The sequence below is a fragment of the Thioalkalivibrio sp. AKL19 genome (assembly GCF_000420165.1).
Taxonomy (GTDB): domain Bacteria; phylum Pseudomonadota; class Gammaproteobacteria; order Ectothiorhodospirales; family Ectothiorhodospiraceae; genus Thioalkalivibrio.
This window is the reverse complement of sequence record NZ_ATUK01000010.1, coordinates 393393-407884: the sequence shown is the minus strand read 5'-3', so window position 1 is coordinate 407884 and position 14492 is coordinate 393393. Positions and strand designations below refer to the sequence as shown.

Genomic DNA, 14492 nt, shown 5'->3' with positions numbered 1-14492 from the left:
CGTTCAAGCTCGATGGCCGAAGACGACAAACAATCCGGTAGCGGTTTCCGGGAGAAGCACGGCGACCCCGGCATTGCCGGGCGCATGGCGGCGGCCTTTATCCATTCGCCGCTGTCGTCGCTGCTGCTGATTGCCAGTATCGCGATCGGCATCCTCGGCCTGATGGTGACGCCGCGCCAGGAGGACCCGCAGATCTCCGTGCCGATGGTGGACATCATGGTGTCCTACCCCGGCGTGCCCTCCGAGCAGGTGGCAAGCCTGGCGGCGCGGCCGCTGGAGCGGCTGATGAGCGAGTTGTCCGGGGTCGACAATGTCTACTCCGTATCGCATCGCGGCGAGGCGATGGTGACCGTGCAGTTCGACGTTGGCGAGGAGATGGAATCCTCGATCGTCAAGGTGCATGACAAGCTGTTCGCCAACCGTGACCTGATGCCGCCCGGTGTCAGCGAGCCCATGGTCAAGGCCAAGGGCGCGGATGATGTGCCGGTGGTCAACCTGACCTTCTGGTCGCACGAGGTGGATGATGCCCTGCTGCGCCAGATCGCGCTGGATGCGCAGCAGCAGCTGAACGAGGTGCCCGACACCAGCCAGAGCTTCGTGGTCAGTGGGCGCGAGGAGCGCCTGCGCATTGATGTACTGCCGGAGCGCCTTGCGGGGTACGACGTCAGCCTGGACCAGATCGCCCGGGCCGTGCAGTCGGCGAATGTCGAGGGCTCCGCCGGGCGCATCGAGAGCGATGGCCTGAGTACCGCGGTGTATACCGGCCGTTTCTTTACCGGGGCGGCGGATCTGGAGCAGTTGCTGGTCGCGGTCAGCGACGGCCAGCCGGTCTACCTGCGCGACGTGGCCGAGGTGACCTATGGCCCGGGCGAGGTCGAGCAGTTCGTCCGCCACTATTCCGGCCCGGCGGCCGTCGAGCCGGATGCGGCGCCGGAGGGCGCGGCGGCGGTGACCCTGGCGATCGCCAAGAAGCCCGGCAGCAACGGGGTGACGGTGGCCAACAATGTCCTCGAGCGCCTGGAGCACCTGAAGGGCAGCGTGATCCCGGACAACGTCGAGGTGGCGGTCTCGCGCGACTATGGCAAGACCGCCAACGAGAAGGTCAACGAGCTGCTCTTCAAGCTGTTCATCGCCACCTTTGCGGTGACCATCCTGGTGGGCCTGTTCCTGGGTATTCGCGCCGCGGTCGTGGTGCTGATCGTGATCCCGGTGGTGATCCTGTTCACCGTGTTCAGCGCGTGGCTGCTGGGGTACACCATCGATCGCGTCAGCCTGTTCGCGCTGATCTTCTCCATCGGCATCCTGGTGGATGACGCCATCGTGGTGGTGGAGAACATCTACCGACGCTGGCTCATGAAGCGCGGCATCGATACCGAGACCACGGTGGATGCCGTCCGCGAGGTCGGCAACCCGACCATCCTGGCGACCTTCACGGTCATCGCCGCGCTGCTGCCCATGGGCTTCGTCTCCGGGATGATGGGGCCGTACATGCAGCCGATCCCGGTGCTGGGCTCGGTCGCCATGCTGTTCTCGCTGGTGGCGGCCTTCGTGTTTACCCCGTGGCTGACCCAGCGTCTGCGCCCGAGCATGGCGTATCTGGAAAAGGCCACCGACAAGGAACATCGCCAGGCGGAAAAGCTGGGGCGGTTCTACCGCACGGTAATCCCGGGGCTGGCCGACAACCGGGTGCGCGGCTACGCCTTTTTGATCGCCGTCATCGTGATCTTCTTCCTGATGGTCAGCCTGTTCATGACCACGGACGTCCGCGTGAAGATGCTGCCCCTGGATAACAAGCCCGAGTTCCAGGTGATGGTGAACTTCCCCGAGGGCACGGCCCTGACCGAGACCGCGACGCTGAGCCACGACATGGCCAGCGCGCTGCGCGAGATGGACGAGGTGGTGGCTCTGCAGTCCTACGTCGGGACCGCGTCGCCGTTCAACTTCAACGGCCTGGTGCGCCACTACTACCTGCGCGACGAACCCTGGCAGGGGGATATCCAGGTGCAGCTGGTGGACAAGGGCGACCGCAGCCGCACCTCGCACGAGATCGCGACCGAGGCGCGCGAACGCCTGACCCCGCTGGCCGAGGCCGCCGGCGCGCGCATCCAGGTGGTCGAGATGCCGCCGGGCCCGCCGGTGTTGCAGTCGATCGTGGCCGAGGTGTACGGCCCCGATGCCGCCTCCCGCCGCGCGGTGGCCCGGGATCTCGAGGGTATGTTCGCCAATGCCGAGCACGTCGCGGACGTGGACAGCTTCCTGCAGGCGCCGCACGAGGTCTGGCACTTTGATGTCGACCGCGACAAGGCGCTGCGCCGTGGCGTGACTGTGGAGACCATCAACCGCACCCTGGAGACCGCGATTCGCGGGCAGATCCTGGGCGACGTGAAGGCGCAGTCGCTGGTGGAGCCGCACCTGATCGAGATGCGCCTGCCGATGGCCACGCGCAACGACATCCGGCAACTGGAGATGCTGCCGGTGTTCACCCGCCAGGGCGGATCGATCCCGCTGGCCGAACTGGGCGAGTTCGTCCAGCGTCCGCAGGACGAGCCGATCTACCACAAGAACCTGCGTCCGGTGGAGTACGTGACCGGTGAGGTGGTCGGCCGTCTGGCCGCGCCGGTCTACGGGATGCTGGAGGTCCAGGAACAGCTGGAGGACTACCGCCTGCCGGACGGCAGCCAGGTGCAGCCGCACTGGCTCGGGCCGCCGCCCAACGACGGTTCTACCGCGTTCGAGTGGGCCGGCGAGTGGACGGTGACCTACGAAACCTTCCGCGACATGGGGATCGCCTTCGCCATCGCGCTGATCCTGATCTACATGCTGGTGGTCTGGGAGTTCGGCAACTTCGTGCTGCCGGGCATCATCATGGCCCCGATCCCGCTGACCCTGATTGGGATCATCCCCGGCCACTGGCTGATGAACGCCGAGTTCACCGCGACCTCGATGATCGGTTTCATAGCACTCGCGGGGATCATTGTCCGAAATTCGATCCTGCTGGTGGACTTCGGTCGCCAGGCCGTGGACGAGGGCCACGACGTGCGCGACGCGATGATCCTGGCCTGCCAGGCGCGCACCCGTCCGATCATCATCACGGCGCTGGCCCTGCTGGCCGGCTCCAGCGTGATCCTCTTCGACCCGATCTTCCAGGGCATGGCGATCTCGCTGATGTTCGGCACGGTGGTGGCCACGTTGCTGACCCTGCTGGTGATCCCGCTGGGCTGCATCTCCGGACGCCGCGCCTTCTGCCCGACCAGCCTGAACGAGAACGGCGAGGTCAGCGCGGCCTGCGCGACCGGCAATGGCAACGGCCATGGCGGGACCGCCAGCATGGCCTCTTCCGCAGCGCAAGGCGGAGCCGGCGCGGACAATGACCTGTTCGGCCCGCGCGAAGGCGGGCCCGTGACCCAGGCCGTGCAGTACGCTGGGCTCTATCTCAAGTGCCTGGGCCTGGCCTTTCTCGAAGGCCTGCGCGATCTCGGCCTGGCCCTGTGGCGCCTGATCCGTTCCTTCCTTGAGCGCCGTGGCAACGGCGGTGGCGGTGCGCCGCCACCCAGTGGCGGCCCGAGTGGCCCCACCGGCGGATCGGCCGGGCCAGCGGGCGGTGGGCCGGCAGGCGGTGGCCCTTCGAGTTCCGACTCCGGGGCCTCCGCGAGCACGTCGCAGGCGCGGTCGTCGGCCGACGCCACGGGCCCGCATCCAGTAGCGCGGGGCCCCGAGCCGGAGGATCGCTCCCGGGAGGCGAGCGCAGCCTCGGATGCAGAAAGCGCCGGGGCCCCGGATGGCGAGCGCGCGAATTCCACCGCCGACTCGGATGCGAAGGTCACCTCCGCCGCGCCGAAAAAGGCCCGCTCCACCGCCAGGGGTTCGTCCCGGGCCGGTGCCGGCAAGTCCGCGTTGACCAGGACTGCCACCGGTTCGGGGACCGCAAAGGGCGGCGCATCCCGACGCTCCGCGGGTGGGGCCACGGATACGGCCGCCGGCGCGAAGGTCGCGAAGAAGGCGTCCACCGGCGCCGCCAGCGGCTCGAAGAACAAGACGGCCAGTGGCACCTCCGGCCCCGGAGCCGCCACGAAAGGTCGTGCGAGCACGACCGGCAAGGGTAACGACGCCGGCAAGTCCGGCGGGACCGCCGCGAACAAGCGCGCGGCGACGACGTCCAAAGGAAAGACCGGCGGCGGCACCAAGTCCGCCGCCACGAGCAGCAAGACCAGCCGCAAGGAAAGCGGCGGTGCCCCCAAGCGGGGTGGCAAGTCGGGTACACCCGGCAAGGGCCGCGCCCGGCGCGGGATTCGTCTCAAGTGAACATGCAAGCAAGACCTCGAGGAGGTTCGTAATGAAAAAGCGTTTCAATACCCGAATGATCGGTACCACGCTGGCCAGTGCCGCCGTGGCATCCGTGCTGGCCCTGGGCGTGGCCCAGGCCGATGAACAGCAGGGCTACGGCCAGGGTCCGGCGATGGGCCAGCAGGGTCCTGTGCCCGGCCCCTATGGTCATGCCCCGTACGGCTCCGGCATGGGTGCCCATCCCGGTGGCGGGATGATGCAGCAGCGTGAAGGCTCCGGTGACTTCAGCTTCGGCATGTCCGGGCGTGGCCATGGCCAGGGTTATGGCCGTGGTCATGGTGACGGCTACGGCCAGGGGTACGGTCGTGGTTATCAGGGCTACGGGCCCGGATACGGCGGTCCGGGTTACGGCCCGGGCTACGGTCCCGGCCCGCAGCGGGGCGGTTTTGGCCATCCGGGGATGATGCAGCCGGGCTACGGCATGCAGCAGCCGGGGATGATGCAGCAGGGCCAGGGCATGCAACAGCGCCCGGGCTACGGCCAGATGCCGGAGTTCGATCCGGACAGCCTGCCGGAGGACATGCCGGAAGAGATGCGCGAGCGTATCAAGGCCCAGCACGCCGAGCGGCAGGAACGCATGGAAGAGATGCAGGCCATGCGCGAGGCGCGCGAGAAGGCGATGGAAGCCGGGCGTGCGGCGTACGAGGAAGAGATGGAACGCCAGCGCGAGCGTCGCATGGAGATGATGCAGGAGCGTCGTGAATCCATGGGAGAAGGTGGCGATAACTGATCCGAGGATCCGTTATCGCAGGCCGACGGGCACGGGTGCCCGTCGTAGTGGAAGCCAGACGGAGGCAGTTCGCCATGCAGGGCAGGCAGTCCGGTCAATCGAAGCGCACGCGGGTCATGAGTGCCCCGATTCTCGGGGTCGTGCTGGCCGCGGGGTTTCTGTTGCCGGTCGCCGACCTGAAAGCGACGGATCGCCCCAACCCCTGGGCCTCCGGCTCGCCGGAGGTGCAGCGTTCGGCCCCGGAACGCCCCCGCGGGCGTTTTCCGGACCGCGATTACGACCCGTCACGACGGGGCGAATCGCGGGACGCACCAGGTCCGCCGCAGCACGCTCCGGCGTACCGCGGCTACGGGCCGCAGGGCCCGTACGGCACACCGGCTGCTCCGTCGTTCCACACCCCCGGCGGGATGCCGGGGGGCTATCCATACGGGTATCCGGGGCAGTCCGGGTACCCGGGCATGGGCGGGCCGGGTTCGGTCTTCCCCTGGGGGATGGGCGGTTTTCCGTTCCCCTGACCAGTAAGGCGTGCATTCGGGAAGCCCTCCCCGCGTGGACGCATCCAAATTGAGGGCATGACTCCTTCAGGAGGTAGCACCATGAACAAGTTCGTCAAAGCAGCAGTTCTCGCCGTTTCCCTGGGTGGCCTGGCCGCCCCAATGATGGCCTCCGCCCAGTGGGGCGGCCCCGGCTACGGGTATGGCCCCGGCGCCTATGGCCCGGGCTACGGCTATGGCCCGAGCATGCCGTTCTTCGGTGGTCCCGGGTACGGCTCCGGCCGTAACTACGGCATGGGCGACATGATGAGCGACATGATGGGCGACGGTGCCTTTGACTTCTCCGCCAGCGGTCGTGGCCGCGGCCACGGCTATGGCCATGGTTACGGCGATGGTCGCGGCTATGGTCAGGGGTACGGCCATCCGGGTTACGGCTATGGTCCGGGTTATGGCTATGGCCCCGGTTACGGCTACGGCCCGGGTTACGGTCCGCAGGGCTATGGCCCGCAGGGTCAGATGCCGCAGCAGCGGCAGCAGCCGCAGCAACAGCAGCCGGGCCAGGGCAACTAAGTCCAGCCCCCTGTTCGGGCCTGTCCGCTTTCGGGCAGGCCCTTTTTTCCGAGTATTGCGGATTGGCGGTCCGTGCACGGTCGCCAATCCGCAATACTCAAGGGAGCATCCAGCCGTGTTCCCTCAAAGGAGACGCCATGCAGACCGTCGTCGCCAACCTCAAGGGCGGTACCGGCAAGAGTACCGTGGTCTTCAACCTGGCCTTGTGGTTGCTGGAGGGGCGCCGTAGCGCCCTGACCGTGGATCTCGATCCCCAGCGGACCCTCAGCGACGTGCTGGAGGTGCGCCAGGAGGAGGGCTACCAACCCGCCCTGGATTCGGCAGAGGACCTCGATGCCGCGCGTTCCCGGGCCGGCGAATACGACGAGGTGCTGATCGATGTCGGGGCATCGGACATGGCGTCGCTGATGGCGGCGGTGGAGGGCTCCGACCGCGTGCTGATTCCGGTGCCGCCCAGTCAGGCGGACGTGTGGTCGACCCATCGCTTCGTGCAGCGGATTCAGGACCAGCGTGGCGAACGCGACCACCCGGAGATCCTGGCGTTCATCAACCGAGCCGATACCCATCAGGCGGTGCGCGAGACCGACGAGACCTTCGAGGCGTTGCAACAGATCGAGGGCGTGCGCCTGCTCAAGCCGCGACTGAAGCAGCGCATGGCCTTCCGGCGTTCGTTCAGCGAGGGGCTCTCGGTGCGCGAACTGGAGCCTCGTGGCAAGGCGGCCGCCGAGCTGGATGCCCTGGCGGTCGCCATGTTCGGGCGCAGCCGCCGCAAAAAACGATAAAACGATAAGGTGTTGCACCCGGTCACTGCCGGGACACAGGCACCTAGGAGGAGAGGTTCATGCGCTTCATACGCAATGCACTGGTCGTGATCGGGCTTCTGGCACTGGTGGGCGTGGGGTACGCCATCTTTGCCTTCGAACCCTATCTGGGCCAGGTCCGTTCACTGGATTCCCAGGCGCCCAAGGTCTATTCACAGATGGCGCGTACGGTGCTGGAGACCGGCGATGCCGCGGAGGCGATGGTCTACAAACGCAAGGTGGACGAGGGCCTGGCCGTCGAGGATGTGGAGGATGTCCTGCGGCTGGTCGCCAACGAGCTGAATATTCGTAACGTGGGCGAGCTGCCGATGGGCGAGGAGGTTCGCAGCGTGACCGGCGAGGACTTCCCGTTCCTCAAGATCTACATGTTCTGCGATGTCGCCATCGCCGCACAGATGGTACGTCACAGCCCGGCCATGGCCGCGTATCTGCCGTGCCGGATCGTGCTGCAGGAGGATGCCGACGGTAATCTGTGGCTGATGACGCTGGATCTGGACCCGATGATCCACGGGGGGCGGCCGTTGCCCGAGGATCTGCACGAGCAGGCGGTGTTCGTGAAGGAATCCCTGGAGGAAATCATTGATCGCGCCGCCGTTGGCGCCTTCTGACGGGGGAGGCCGAACCCCGTTTCCCACAATCGACAGAGGGCGTTCAATTGAGTGACGAGAGTAGCAGCGAGTTCAACGAGGTCCGTGAAGAGGCGGACAAGGCGGATGCCCGGTCCAAGCGTCTGGAATTGATCGTATACACCGCCCTGGTGGCCTTCATCGTGCTGGCGATTTACGGCTTCTGGCTCATCACCAGCCTGACCCGGGACGTAGGGCAGCTTACCCAGGAGATCACGCAGATGACCCAGGTAATGGATCGCGACATGTCCACCATTGCCGGGCACATGGCATCGATGGATCACCAGATGACCGATATCAACAACACCATGCGCGTGATGAACGAGGAAGTCGCCGTTATCGCGGGCAATACCCAGTCGATGGACGCCAATATCGGTTCGATGACGCGCGATACCAGCGTGATGGCGGGTTCTGTTGTCGGCATGCAGCAGGACATGTGGAGCCTGAATCGCAATGTGGGGGCGCCCATGGGTATGATGAACATGTTCAACCCATTCACTGATCAGAGCGGTCCGGTCCGGGGTTCGCCGGGGCCATATTACCCGCGCTGATCACGCCTTTTGACTGACGGAGTCCGCATGTTCAATCGTCCTGGCCCTCGGGTACGCAAGCAGCTCAAGTTGCTCAGCGACCGCCTTGCCGAAGAGAATCCGGTCCTGAAAGGGGTGGTCGATCCCTTCCGGGATCTGGACCGGGTCGGCTACGCGGCCGGTCTGCTGGATCCCACCGAAGACTCCTACGCCTTCGGCATCTCCTGGTGGCCGATGATCGCCATGCTGGGGACTTTCTCCGCCGGCAAGTCCACCTTCATCAACGAATACGTGGGCACGACCGTGCAGCGCAGCGGCTCCCAGGCGGTGGACGACAAGTTCACGGTGATCAGCTACGGCGGTAGTGAACACGTCCAGGAACTGCCGGGGCTGGCACTGGATGGTGATCCGCGCTTCCCGTTCTATCGCGTGTCCGACGAGATCGAGCGCATCACCGATGGCGGCGGCCGCACGGTGGATCACTTCCTGGCGATGAAGACCGCACGTTCGGAGCACCTGCGCGGGCGCATCATTATCGACTCACCCGGATTCGATGCCGACGAACAGCGCGCGACCATCCTGCAGCTGACCGATCACATCATCGATCTCTCCGATCTGGTCCTGGTGTTTTTCGATGCCCGCCATCCGGAGCCGGGCGCGATGCGTGACACCCTGGAACACCTGGTCAATCGCGTCGCGGAACGCAACGACTTCACCAAGCTGGTGTTCATCCTCAACCAGATCGACACCACCTGGCGCGAAGACAACCTGGAAGAGGTCGTCTCCGCCTGGCAACGCGCCGTGGTGCGCCAGGGCAACGCCACCGGGCGTTTCTACTGCCTGTACAACGAGAGCGCGGCGGTGGAGATCGGCGATCCGCAGGTGCGCGAGCGCTACGAGGAGAAATCCCGGCGCGACCGCCAGGAGATCCACGCCAAGATCCAGGAGATCAGTTCCTCGCGTTCCTACCGCATCCTGGGATCCCTGCAGGCGATCGCGGAATCCATCGAGATGGACGCCCTGCCGGCCCTGAAGAAGGCACTGGAGCAGTGGCGCCGCCGCGTGCTGCAGTTCGATGCCGGGATGTTCGCGGTGGTCGCGGTGATCCTGGGTCTGGTCGGCTACCAGTCGGCGGGCGGCCTTGCCCCGTGGACCGATGGCAGCGTGTGGCAATCCATGGGCGAGCGCCCGCTGATGACGGCCTTTGGCCTGGTGGTGCTGGTGATCGTCCTGGGCGGGATCCATTTCTTCAACCGCCGCTGGCTGGCACGTCGCATCGCGCGGACCCTGCCCACCGAGACCGCCGCCGGCAACTGGCGGGCGGCGTTCGAGAAAAACACGCGGCCCTGGCGCCCGATGATGGGGCGCGCGCCCCTGGGTCTGGGTCGGCGCATGATCAGCCGCCTGCATCAATTGCGCGACCGCGCCGAGGCCTATATCCAGCGCCTGAACAATCAGTTCGTCGATGCCAGCCCGGTCTCGCGCCAGGGCGGGCGGGCCTCGGCCACCGACGTCCACCACCCGCCGGAGCCGGAAAGCAAGGCCCCGGATCCCGCGCCGGGCACGGATGCGCCCCGCGACTATGCCGAGCCGGAAGCGCCGGAAAAGCGCTAGAAACACTGCTCAGAGTTTTCCTGGCCGGCTCGCGCCACAACCCCGAAGTCGCACAGCTAGGGGGCGGCTATATTAGCCGTAGATGTTGTGCAGGAGGAGCACGATGACCATACTGGCATGGCTCATGTTTGCGTTGGCGATGATCCTGGTCCCAATCTCTGTATGGGCCAGCATGGCGGCGCTGGGGGTATGTGCGGGCTGTGCACTGATCCGCGACTGGCGCAGGGGGCGCCAGACAACGGGGCAGTAGGCCGACGACCAACCCAAGGGCTTTAATCAACCAGGGACGGACCGCGCAGGGGGCTGTGGCGGGTCCGGCTCCCTTACCACTGGAGGAGAGAGTAGAAATGAGTGATCAAAAGAAAATGGCCATCATTGCCACCAAGGGCAGCCTGGACTGGGGCTATCCCCCGTTCATCCTGGCTTCCACGGCGGCGGCCCTGGGCTACGACTGCGAGGTGTTCTTTACCTTTTACGGCCTGCAGCTGCTGCGCAAGAAGCTGGACCTGCAGGTGACCTCGCTGGGCAACCCGGGCATGCCGATGCCGATGCCCATGCCGGTGATGCTGCAGGCCCTGCCGGGCATGCAGAAGATGATGACCGTGATGATGAAGAAGAAGATGGCGGCGAAGGGCGTCTCCGATCTGGGTGACCTGCGCGAGCTGTGCCTGGAGGCCGAGGTCCGCATGATCGCCTGCCAGATGACGGTGGACCTGTTCGACATGGACACCAGCGAATTCATCGACGGCGTGGAATACGCCGGGGCGGCCGCGTTCTTCGAGTTCGCCGGCGAGTCCGACATCTGCCTGTTCATCTGAACCGGCGGCGCGCCAGGCGCGCCCTCAAGGCCCCGCAGCGTCGCGCTGCGGGGCTTTTTTGTTTTCGGGGTGTGTCGGTAAGTCAAGAGCGATTAACAGGAAGATGGGAAGGTTGGAAGATTTATTGGGATTGAGGATGCGCCGTGCCGTGGTGTGGCGATGGGGCAACGCGTGAGCATTCGCTATCGCCCTTTATCCTTGAACCCTTCCAACCTTCCTGGGAATCGCTTTTGACCTGCTTTGTGTAAAGCGGGCGAGGGATTAGTCGTGGCCGGCGTACATGGCCTCGATGGCGTTGGCGTAGTGTTTGGCGATGACCGGGCGCTTGAGCTTCATGGTCGGGGTCAGCATGCCATTGTCCACCGACCACGGCTCGTGCACCACGTGCACGTGGCGGATCTTGGCGTAGCCGGGAAAGTCGCGCAGTTGGTACTGCATCCGTTGCAACAGGGCTCGCTCGGCCGCCCGCGGCAGGCGTCCGGCGGCGCTGGGGTCCAGATCGTGGTCCTCGGCGAAGGTGGTCCAGGCCTCGGGCTCGGGGACCACAAGGGCGCTCAGGAAGGCATGGCCGTCGCCCACCACCATTACCTGGTCGAACAGGGCATCCAGGGCGATGGCCATCTCCATGTCCGCCGGCGGGACCTTCTCGCCGTTGGTCAGCACGAGGATGTCCTTCAGCCGGCCAGTGATAAAGATGTGGCCATCTTCGTCGACCCGGGCCTGATCCCCGCTGTGCAGCCAGTGATCCTCGTCGATCGTGCTGGCGGTCGCCTCCTCGTTCTTCCAGTAGCCGAGCATTACGCTGCTGGAACGGGTCAGCAGTTCGTCCATCTCGCCGATTTTGACCTCGATCCCCGGCAGCGGCTTGCCGATGGATGCGGGCAGGTTGTCGTCCGGCGTGTTCACGCTGACGACCGGGCTGGATTCGGTCATGCCGTAGCCGTGCAGCACCGGCAGGCCCAGGCCGATGAAGAAGCGCGCGATGGGCGGTGGCAACGGGGCGCCGCCGCAGACGGCGAAGCGCAGCTTGCCGCCCAGGCGGTCCAGCACCTTGTGCGCGACGATGCGCTCCAGCAGTGGCCACAGCAGGAAGCCGGGGGACCAGGAGGCACGGCCCTGCTGGTATTCGAAGCGGCGCCAGCCAATGGCGACGGTCGCCCGGAACAGGCCGCGGCCGATCGCGGATTTCTGTTTCAGCCCGGCCTGGATGCGGCCGTGCACGCGTTCGTAGATGCGCGGGACCGAGATCAGCACCGTCGGCTGGACCGACATCAGGTCCTCGCCCAGTCCCTGAATGGAGCGCGCGAAGGCGACCTCGGCCCCGATCAGCATGGGCATGTAATAGCCGCCGGTCCGTTCCAGCATGTGTGACAGGGGCAGGAAGGACAGGAAGCGGTCGGCTTCCGACAGCGGCCCGGCGGTGGAGGACGCGCTGGCGTTGTCGAGGATGTTGCGGTGCGACAGCATCACGCCCTTGGGCCGGCCGGTGGTGCCGGAGGTGAACACGATGGTCGCCAGGGCCAGCGGGTCGAGGTCGGGGCGATGCACGCGGTCGGGGTCGCCACGTTCTAGCCAGCTGTCGAGGTCCATGACCCGCTGGTCGTCCGGTTCGCCGTCGGTGTGGCCCAGGCAGACGATGCGCTTGAGCGAGGGCATGTTCGTGAAGTGTTCGGACAGGCGGCGACTGTGCGCGCTCTCACCCAGCAGGAGCAGACGTGCCTGGGTCTGGCCGATGATGTAGGCCACGTTGTCGGGCCGGTCGTCGGTGTACAGCGGGACGGTGACCAGCCCCAGCTCGGTCGCGGCCTGGTCGAAGGCCACCCACTCGCGAGAGTTGCCAAGCATCAGCGCGACGCGTTCGCCGGGCTTGAAGCCCTCGCGCGCCAGTGCCGCCTGCCAGCGGTCGACCATCGTGGCCATCTCGCTCCAGGTGGTCTGCTTCCAGGTCTCGTCGGAGGCACTGAAGTGGCGATAGGCGGGGGCATCCGGGCTCATGGATACGCGGGTACGAAACAGCGCCGGCAGAGTGGGGGCCTGCTCCGGGGTGATGGTGGTCGACGACATGGGAGCCTCGCGCGCTGGGTTCGGTTGTCCCGGACGTTAGAGTACGCGCGCGACCGGGGCAAGTCCGCGATGCGGCGCGGACCCGCGTGCGTCAGCGGACGCCCAGCGGATGCGCCACGGGCTGGTAGGCGATCGCGCCAAGTACCAGGCTGAGGCCGATCAGGGCGATCACGCCACCACCGGCCAGGCCCAGGGCCGGCCCGATGTAGGTGAACCGGCCCATGCGCGTCGGCCCCAGCCAGCGCCGTGTCCAGTCGCGCGCCGAGACGGCCAGCGTGGCCAGGACGGAAACGGTCGCGGCGGTGCCCAGGGACATGGCCAGCACCGCTGCGACGCCGGCCCAGGCGAGACCCAGGGCGGCGGACACGGCCATGATCAGGACGGCCCCGGAACAGGGACGGATGCCGACGGCCAGTACGGTGCCCCACCAGGTCCCGCGGTGGTCGGGATCCACGTGGTGTGGGGTGCCGCAGCCGCAGTGGGCGTCATGTTCATGGCCGTGGTCGTGAGTGTGCGAGTGGGCACCGCGGTGGGCGCGATGCAGCCGCCAGGCGTGGCGCAGGGCGCGGGCCATCAGCCATAACCCGAGCAGCGCGACCAGGGCGAAGCTGGCGATCTCCAGGGTGCGCACCTGTCCCAGGGTGTCCCGGGCCAGCCAGCCGAACAACCCGATCAGCACCCCGACCAGCACGATCGCGGTGAGCCCCTGCGCCAGTGCGGAAACGGTGGACAGCAGGATGCCGCGGCGCAGGTTCTGTGGCTGGGTCAGGAGGTAGGCGCTGATCACCGCCTTGCCGTGGCCGGGGCCGGCTGCGTGAAAAATCCCGTAGAACAGGCTGACCAGGATCAGGGCGCCGGCGGTTTGGGCGGTGGGGCCGTCGCGCAGGGCGTGCAGGCCCTCGGTAAGGCTGCGGTGGAGCTGGCGCTGGGTCTGGAGCATCCAGCCGGTCAGGCGTTCCAGCGGACCCGGCGGCTCGGCCCGTGGCGCGGGTGCGTCGAGGCTGGCCGAAGGGGCGGGTGCTGCGCGTTCGTCCGGCGTCTCGGTGGGGGCACCGAGCGGATGCCCGGTCTCGGCCTGCGCGAGCCCGAAACCACCGAACAACAGGAGCAGTACCAGCAGGCCCCGAAGGCACGGGCGAGGGAGGCTCGGGAATCGGCGAATCGTGTGGCCCATGACGTTACCGTATAACACGCGCGGTGCAGTGTGGTGTGCGTGATGTCCAGTCATCGCGGTGTGTCTTCCCCCGGGTCACATTCCAGCGTGGCCGTCTCGGCGAAGTGGCGTCCGAGGTGGTCGACCGGGCTGCGGTCCTGGCGTTCCAGGGTGGCGGCATAGCGGATCAACTGCGGGTCCGGGCGGGGTTCGGTGATCGCCACCTCGCAGCCGGGGCGGTTCTCGACGAAGACGATGTCATCCGGGTCGTGCAGGATCTCGATCCAGTACTCGGGGTCGTACACCCGGTAGGTGAAGGCATCGCCGGCCGTAATGTCGTGGTCGGCCAGCGGGATCTCGAAGCGCAGGTGCAGGCGGCGCTCTTCCAGGGTCAGGCGGGCGTTTTCCGCCGGCGGGACGTCCAGGTCCCGGTCGTCCAGACTCAGTTCGGTAAAGTAGTCGTGCCCGGCCAGATTTTCCCGCATGCGTTCCGCGGCGTGTTCCAGGGCCCTGTCGATGTCGATGTCCCCGTCGAGCTGCCCGGTCAGGTCCTCCAGCAGCATGTGGCTGTAGGTCGGGTCGATCCGCCAGGACTGGTCCATACGGACCAATTCGCCGGCGTCGTTGAAGACCAGGCCCACGCGCAGGTCGATCCAGGCATGCGGATGGGCGAGTGCAGCGGCCGGCAGGGACAGGCCAAGCACGAGCAGGAGCCAGGAGCGCATGCG

Annotated in this window: 12 protein-coding genes; 9 read left to right on the top strand and 3 right to left on the bottom strand. The window is 66.7% G+C overall.

Annotated features, from left to right (window positions below):
- The first annotated feature begins 12 nt into the window (after nucleotides 1-12).
- The 9 genes from F817_RS0103775 to F817_RS0103735 all read left to right on the top strand — a co-directional run bounded on the left by F817_RS0103775 (nucleotide 13) and on the right by F817_RS0103735 (nucleotide 10547).
- The gene (locus F817_RS0103775; RefSeq protein WP_024326401.1) at nucleotides 13-4302 is read left to right on the top strand and encodes an efflux RND transporter permease subunit; all 4290 of its coding nucleotides are present in this window, start codon (nucleotides 13-15) and stop codon (nucleotides 4300-4302) included.
- Nucleotides 4303-4333: 31 nt separating this feature from the next.
- Nucleotides 4334-5074, top strand: coding sequence for a sulfur globule family protein (locus tag F817_RS0103770; protein WP_024326400.1), 741 nt, complete (start codon nucleotides 4334-4336; stop codon nucleotides 5072-5074).
- 116 nt (nucleotides 5075-5190) lie between these two features.
- On the top strand, nucleotides 5191-5589 hold the full coding sequence (locus tag F817_RS14050; RefSeq protein WP_231369385.1) for a hypothetical protein: 399 nt from the start codon (nucleotides 5191-5193) through the stop codon (nucleotides 5587-5589).
- 81 nt (nucleotides 5590-5670) lie between these two features.
- A complete protein-coding gene (locus F817_RS0103765; protein WP_024326399.1) occupies nucleotides 5671-6138 on the top strand; it encodes a sulfur globule family protein in 468 nt (155 codons plus the stop codon).
- Nucleotides 6139-6275: 137 nt separating this feature from the next.
- Nucleotides 6276-6920: a ParA family protein gene (locus F817_RS0103760; protein WP_024326398.1), complete on the top strand. Its 645-nt coding sequence runs from the start codon at nucleotides 6276-6278 to the stop codon at nucleotides 6918-6920.
- Between the two features lie 59 nt (nucleotides 6921-6979).
- Nucleotides 6980-7567 (top strand): DUF302 domain-containing protein, encoded by a 588-nt coding sequence (locus tag F817_RS0103755; protein WP_024326397.1) that lies wholly within the window; start codon nucleotides 6980-6982, stop codon nucleotides 7565-7567.
- A gap of 47 nt (nucleotides 7568-7614) precedes the next feature.
- Complete coding sequence (locus tag F817_RS0103750) at nucleotides 7615-8136, top strand: hypothetical protein (RefSeq protein ID WP_024326396.1); 522 nt, start codon at nucleotides 7615-7617, stop codon at nucleotides 8134-8136.
- A 27-nt stretch (nucleotides 8137-8163) separates the two neighbouring features.
- Nucleotides 8164-9729, top strand: coding sequence for a dynamin family protein (locus tag F817_RS0103745; protein WP_024326395.1), 1566 nt, complete (start codon nucleotides 8164-8166; stop codon nucleotides 9727-9729).
- Between the two features lie 347 nt (nucleotides 9730-10076).
- Nucleotides 10077-10547 (top strand): DsrE/DsrF/DrsH-like family protein, encoded by a 471-nt coding sequence (locus F817_RS0103735; RefSeq protein ID WP_017941517.1) that lies wholly within the window; start codon nucleotides 10077-10079, stop codon nucleotides 10545-10547.
- Nucleotides 10548-10808: 261 nt separating this feature from the next.
- Here the strand turns inward: F817_RS0103735 and F817_RS0103730 are convergent, their stop codons facing one another.
- From F817_RS0103730 to F817_RS0103720, 3 genes are all read right to left on the bottom strand, one after another.
- The gene (locus tag F817_RS0103730) at nucleotides 10809-12611 is read right to left on the bottom strand and encodes a long-chain fatty acid--CoA ligase (protein WP_024326394.1); all 1803 of its coding nucleotides are present in this window, start codon (nucleotides 12609-12611) and stop codon (nucleotides 10809-10811) included.
- A 91-nt stretch (nucleotides 12612-12702) separates the two neighbouring features.
- A complete protein-coding gene (locus tag F817_RS0103725) occupies nucleotides 12703-13785 on the bottom strand; it encodes a nickel/cobalt transporter (RefSeq protein WP_051132319.1) in 1083 nt (360 codons plus the stop codon).
- A gap of 50 nt (nucleotides 13786-13835) precedes the next feature.
- Nucleotides 13836-14489, bottom strand: coding sequence for a DUF1007 family protein (locus tag F817_RS0103720; protein ID WP_029681025.1), 654 nt, complete (start codon nucleotides 14487-14489; stop codon nucleotides 13836-13838).
- Nucleotides 14490-14492: the final 3 nt, after the last annotated feature.

Coding starts and splice junctions, on each gene's coding strand:
- F817_RS0103775 (WP_024326401.1), top strand. CDS start 13: ATGGCCGAAGACGACAAACAATCCGGTAGCGGTTTCCGGGAGAAGCAC.
- F817_RS0103770 (WP_024326400.1), top strand. CDS start 4,334: ATGAAAAAGCGTTTCAATACCCGAATGATCGGTACCACGCTGGCCAGT.
- F817_RS14050 (WP_231369385.1), top strand. CDS start 5,191: ATGAGTGCCCCGATTCTCGGGGTCGTGCTGGCCGCGGGGTTTCTGTTG.
- F817_RS0103765 (WP_024326399.1), top strand. CDS start 5,671: ATGAACAAGTTCGTCAAAGCAGCAGTTCTCGCCGTTTCCCTGGGTGGC.
- F817_RS0103760 (WP_024326398.1), top strand. CDS start 6,276: ATGCAGACCGTCGTCGCCAACCTCAAGGGCGGTACCGGCAAGAGTACC.
- F817_RS0103755 (WP_024326397.1), top strand. CDS start 6,980: ATGCGCTTCATACGCAATGCACTGGTCGTGATCGGGCTTCTGGCACTG.
- F817_RS0103745 (WP_024326395.1), top strand. CDS start 8,164: ATGTTCAATCGTCCTGGCCCTCGGGTACGCAAGCAGCTCAAGTTGCTC.
- F817_RS0103735 (WP_017941517.1), top strand. CDS start 10,077: ATGAGTGATCAAAAGAAAATGGCCATCATTGCCACCAAGGGCAGCCTG.
- F817_RS0103730 (WP_024326394.1), bottom strand. CDS start 12,611: ATGTCGTCGACCACCATCACCCCGGAGCAGGCCCCCACTCTGCCGGCG.
- F817_RS0103725 (WP_051132319.1), bottom strand. CDS start 13,785: ATGGGCCACACGATTCGCCGATTCCCGAGCCTCCCTCGCCCGTGCCTT.
- F817_RS0103720 (WP_029681025.1), bottom strand. CDS start 14,489: ATGCGCTCCTGGCTCCTGCTCGTGCTTGGCCTGTCCCTGCCGGCCGCT.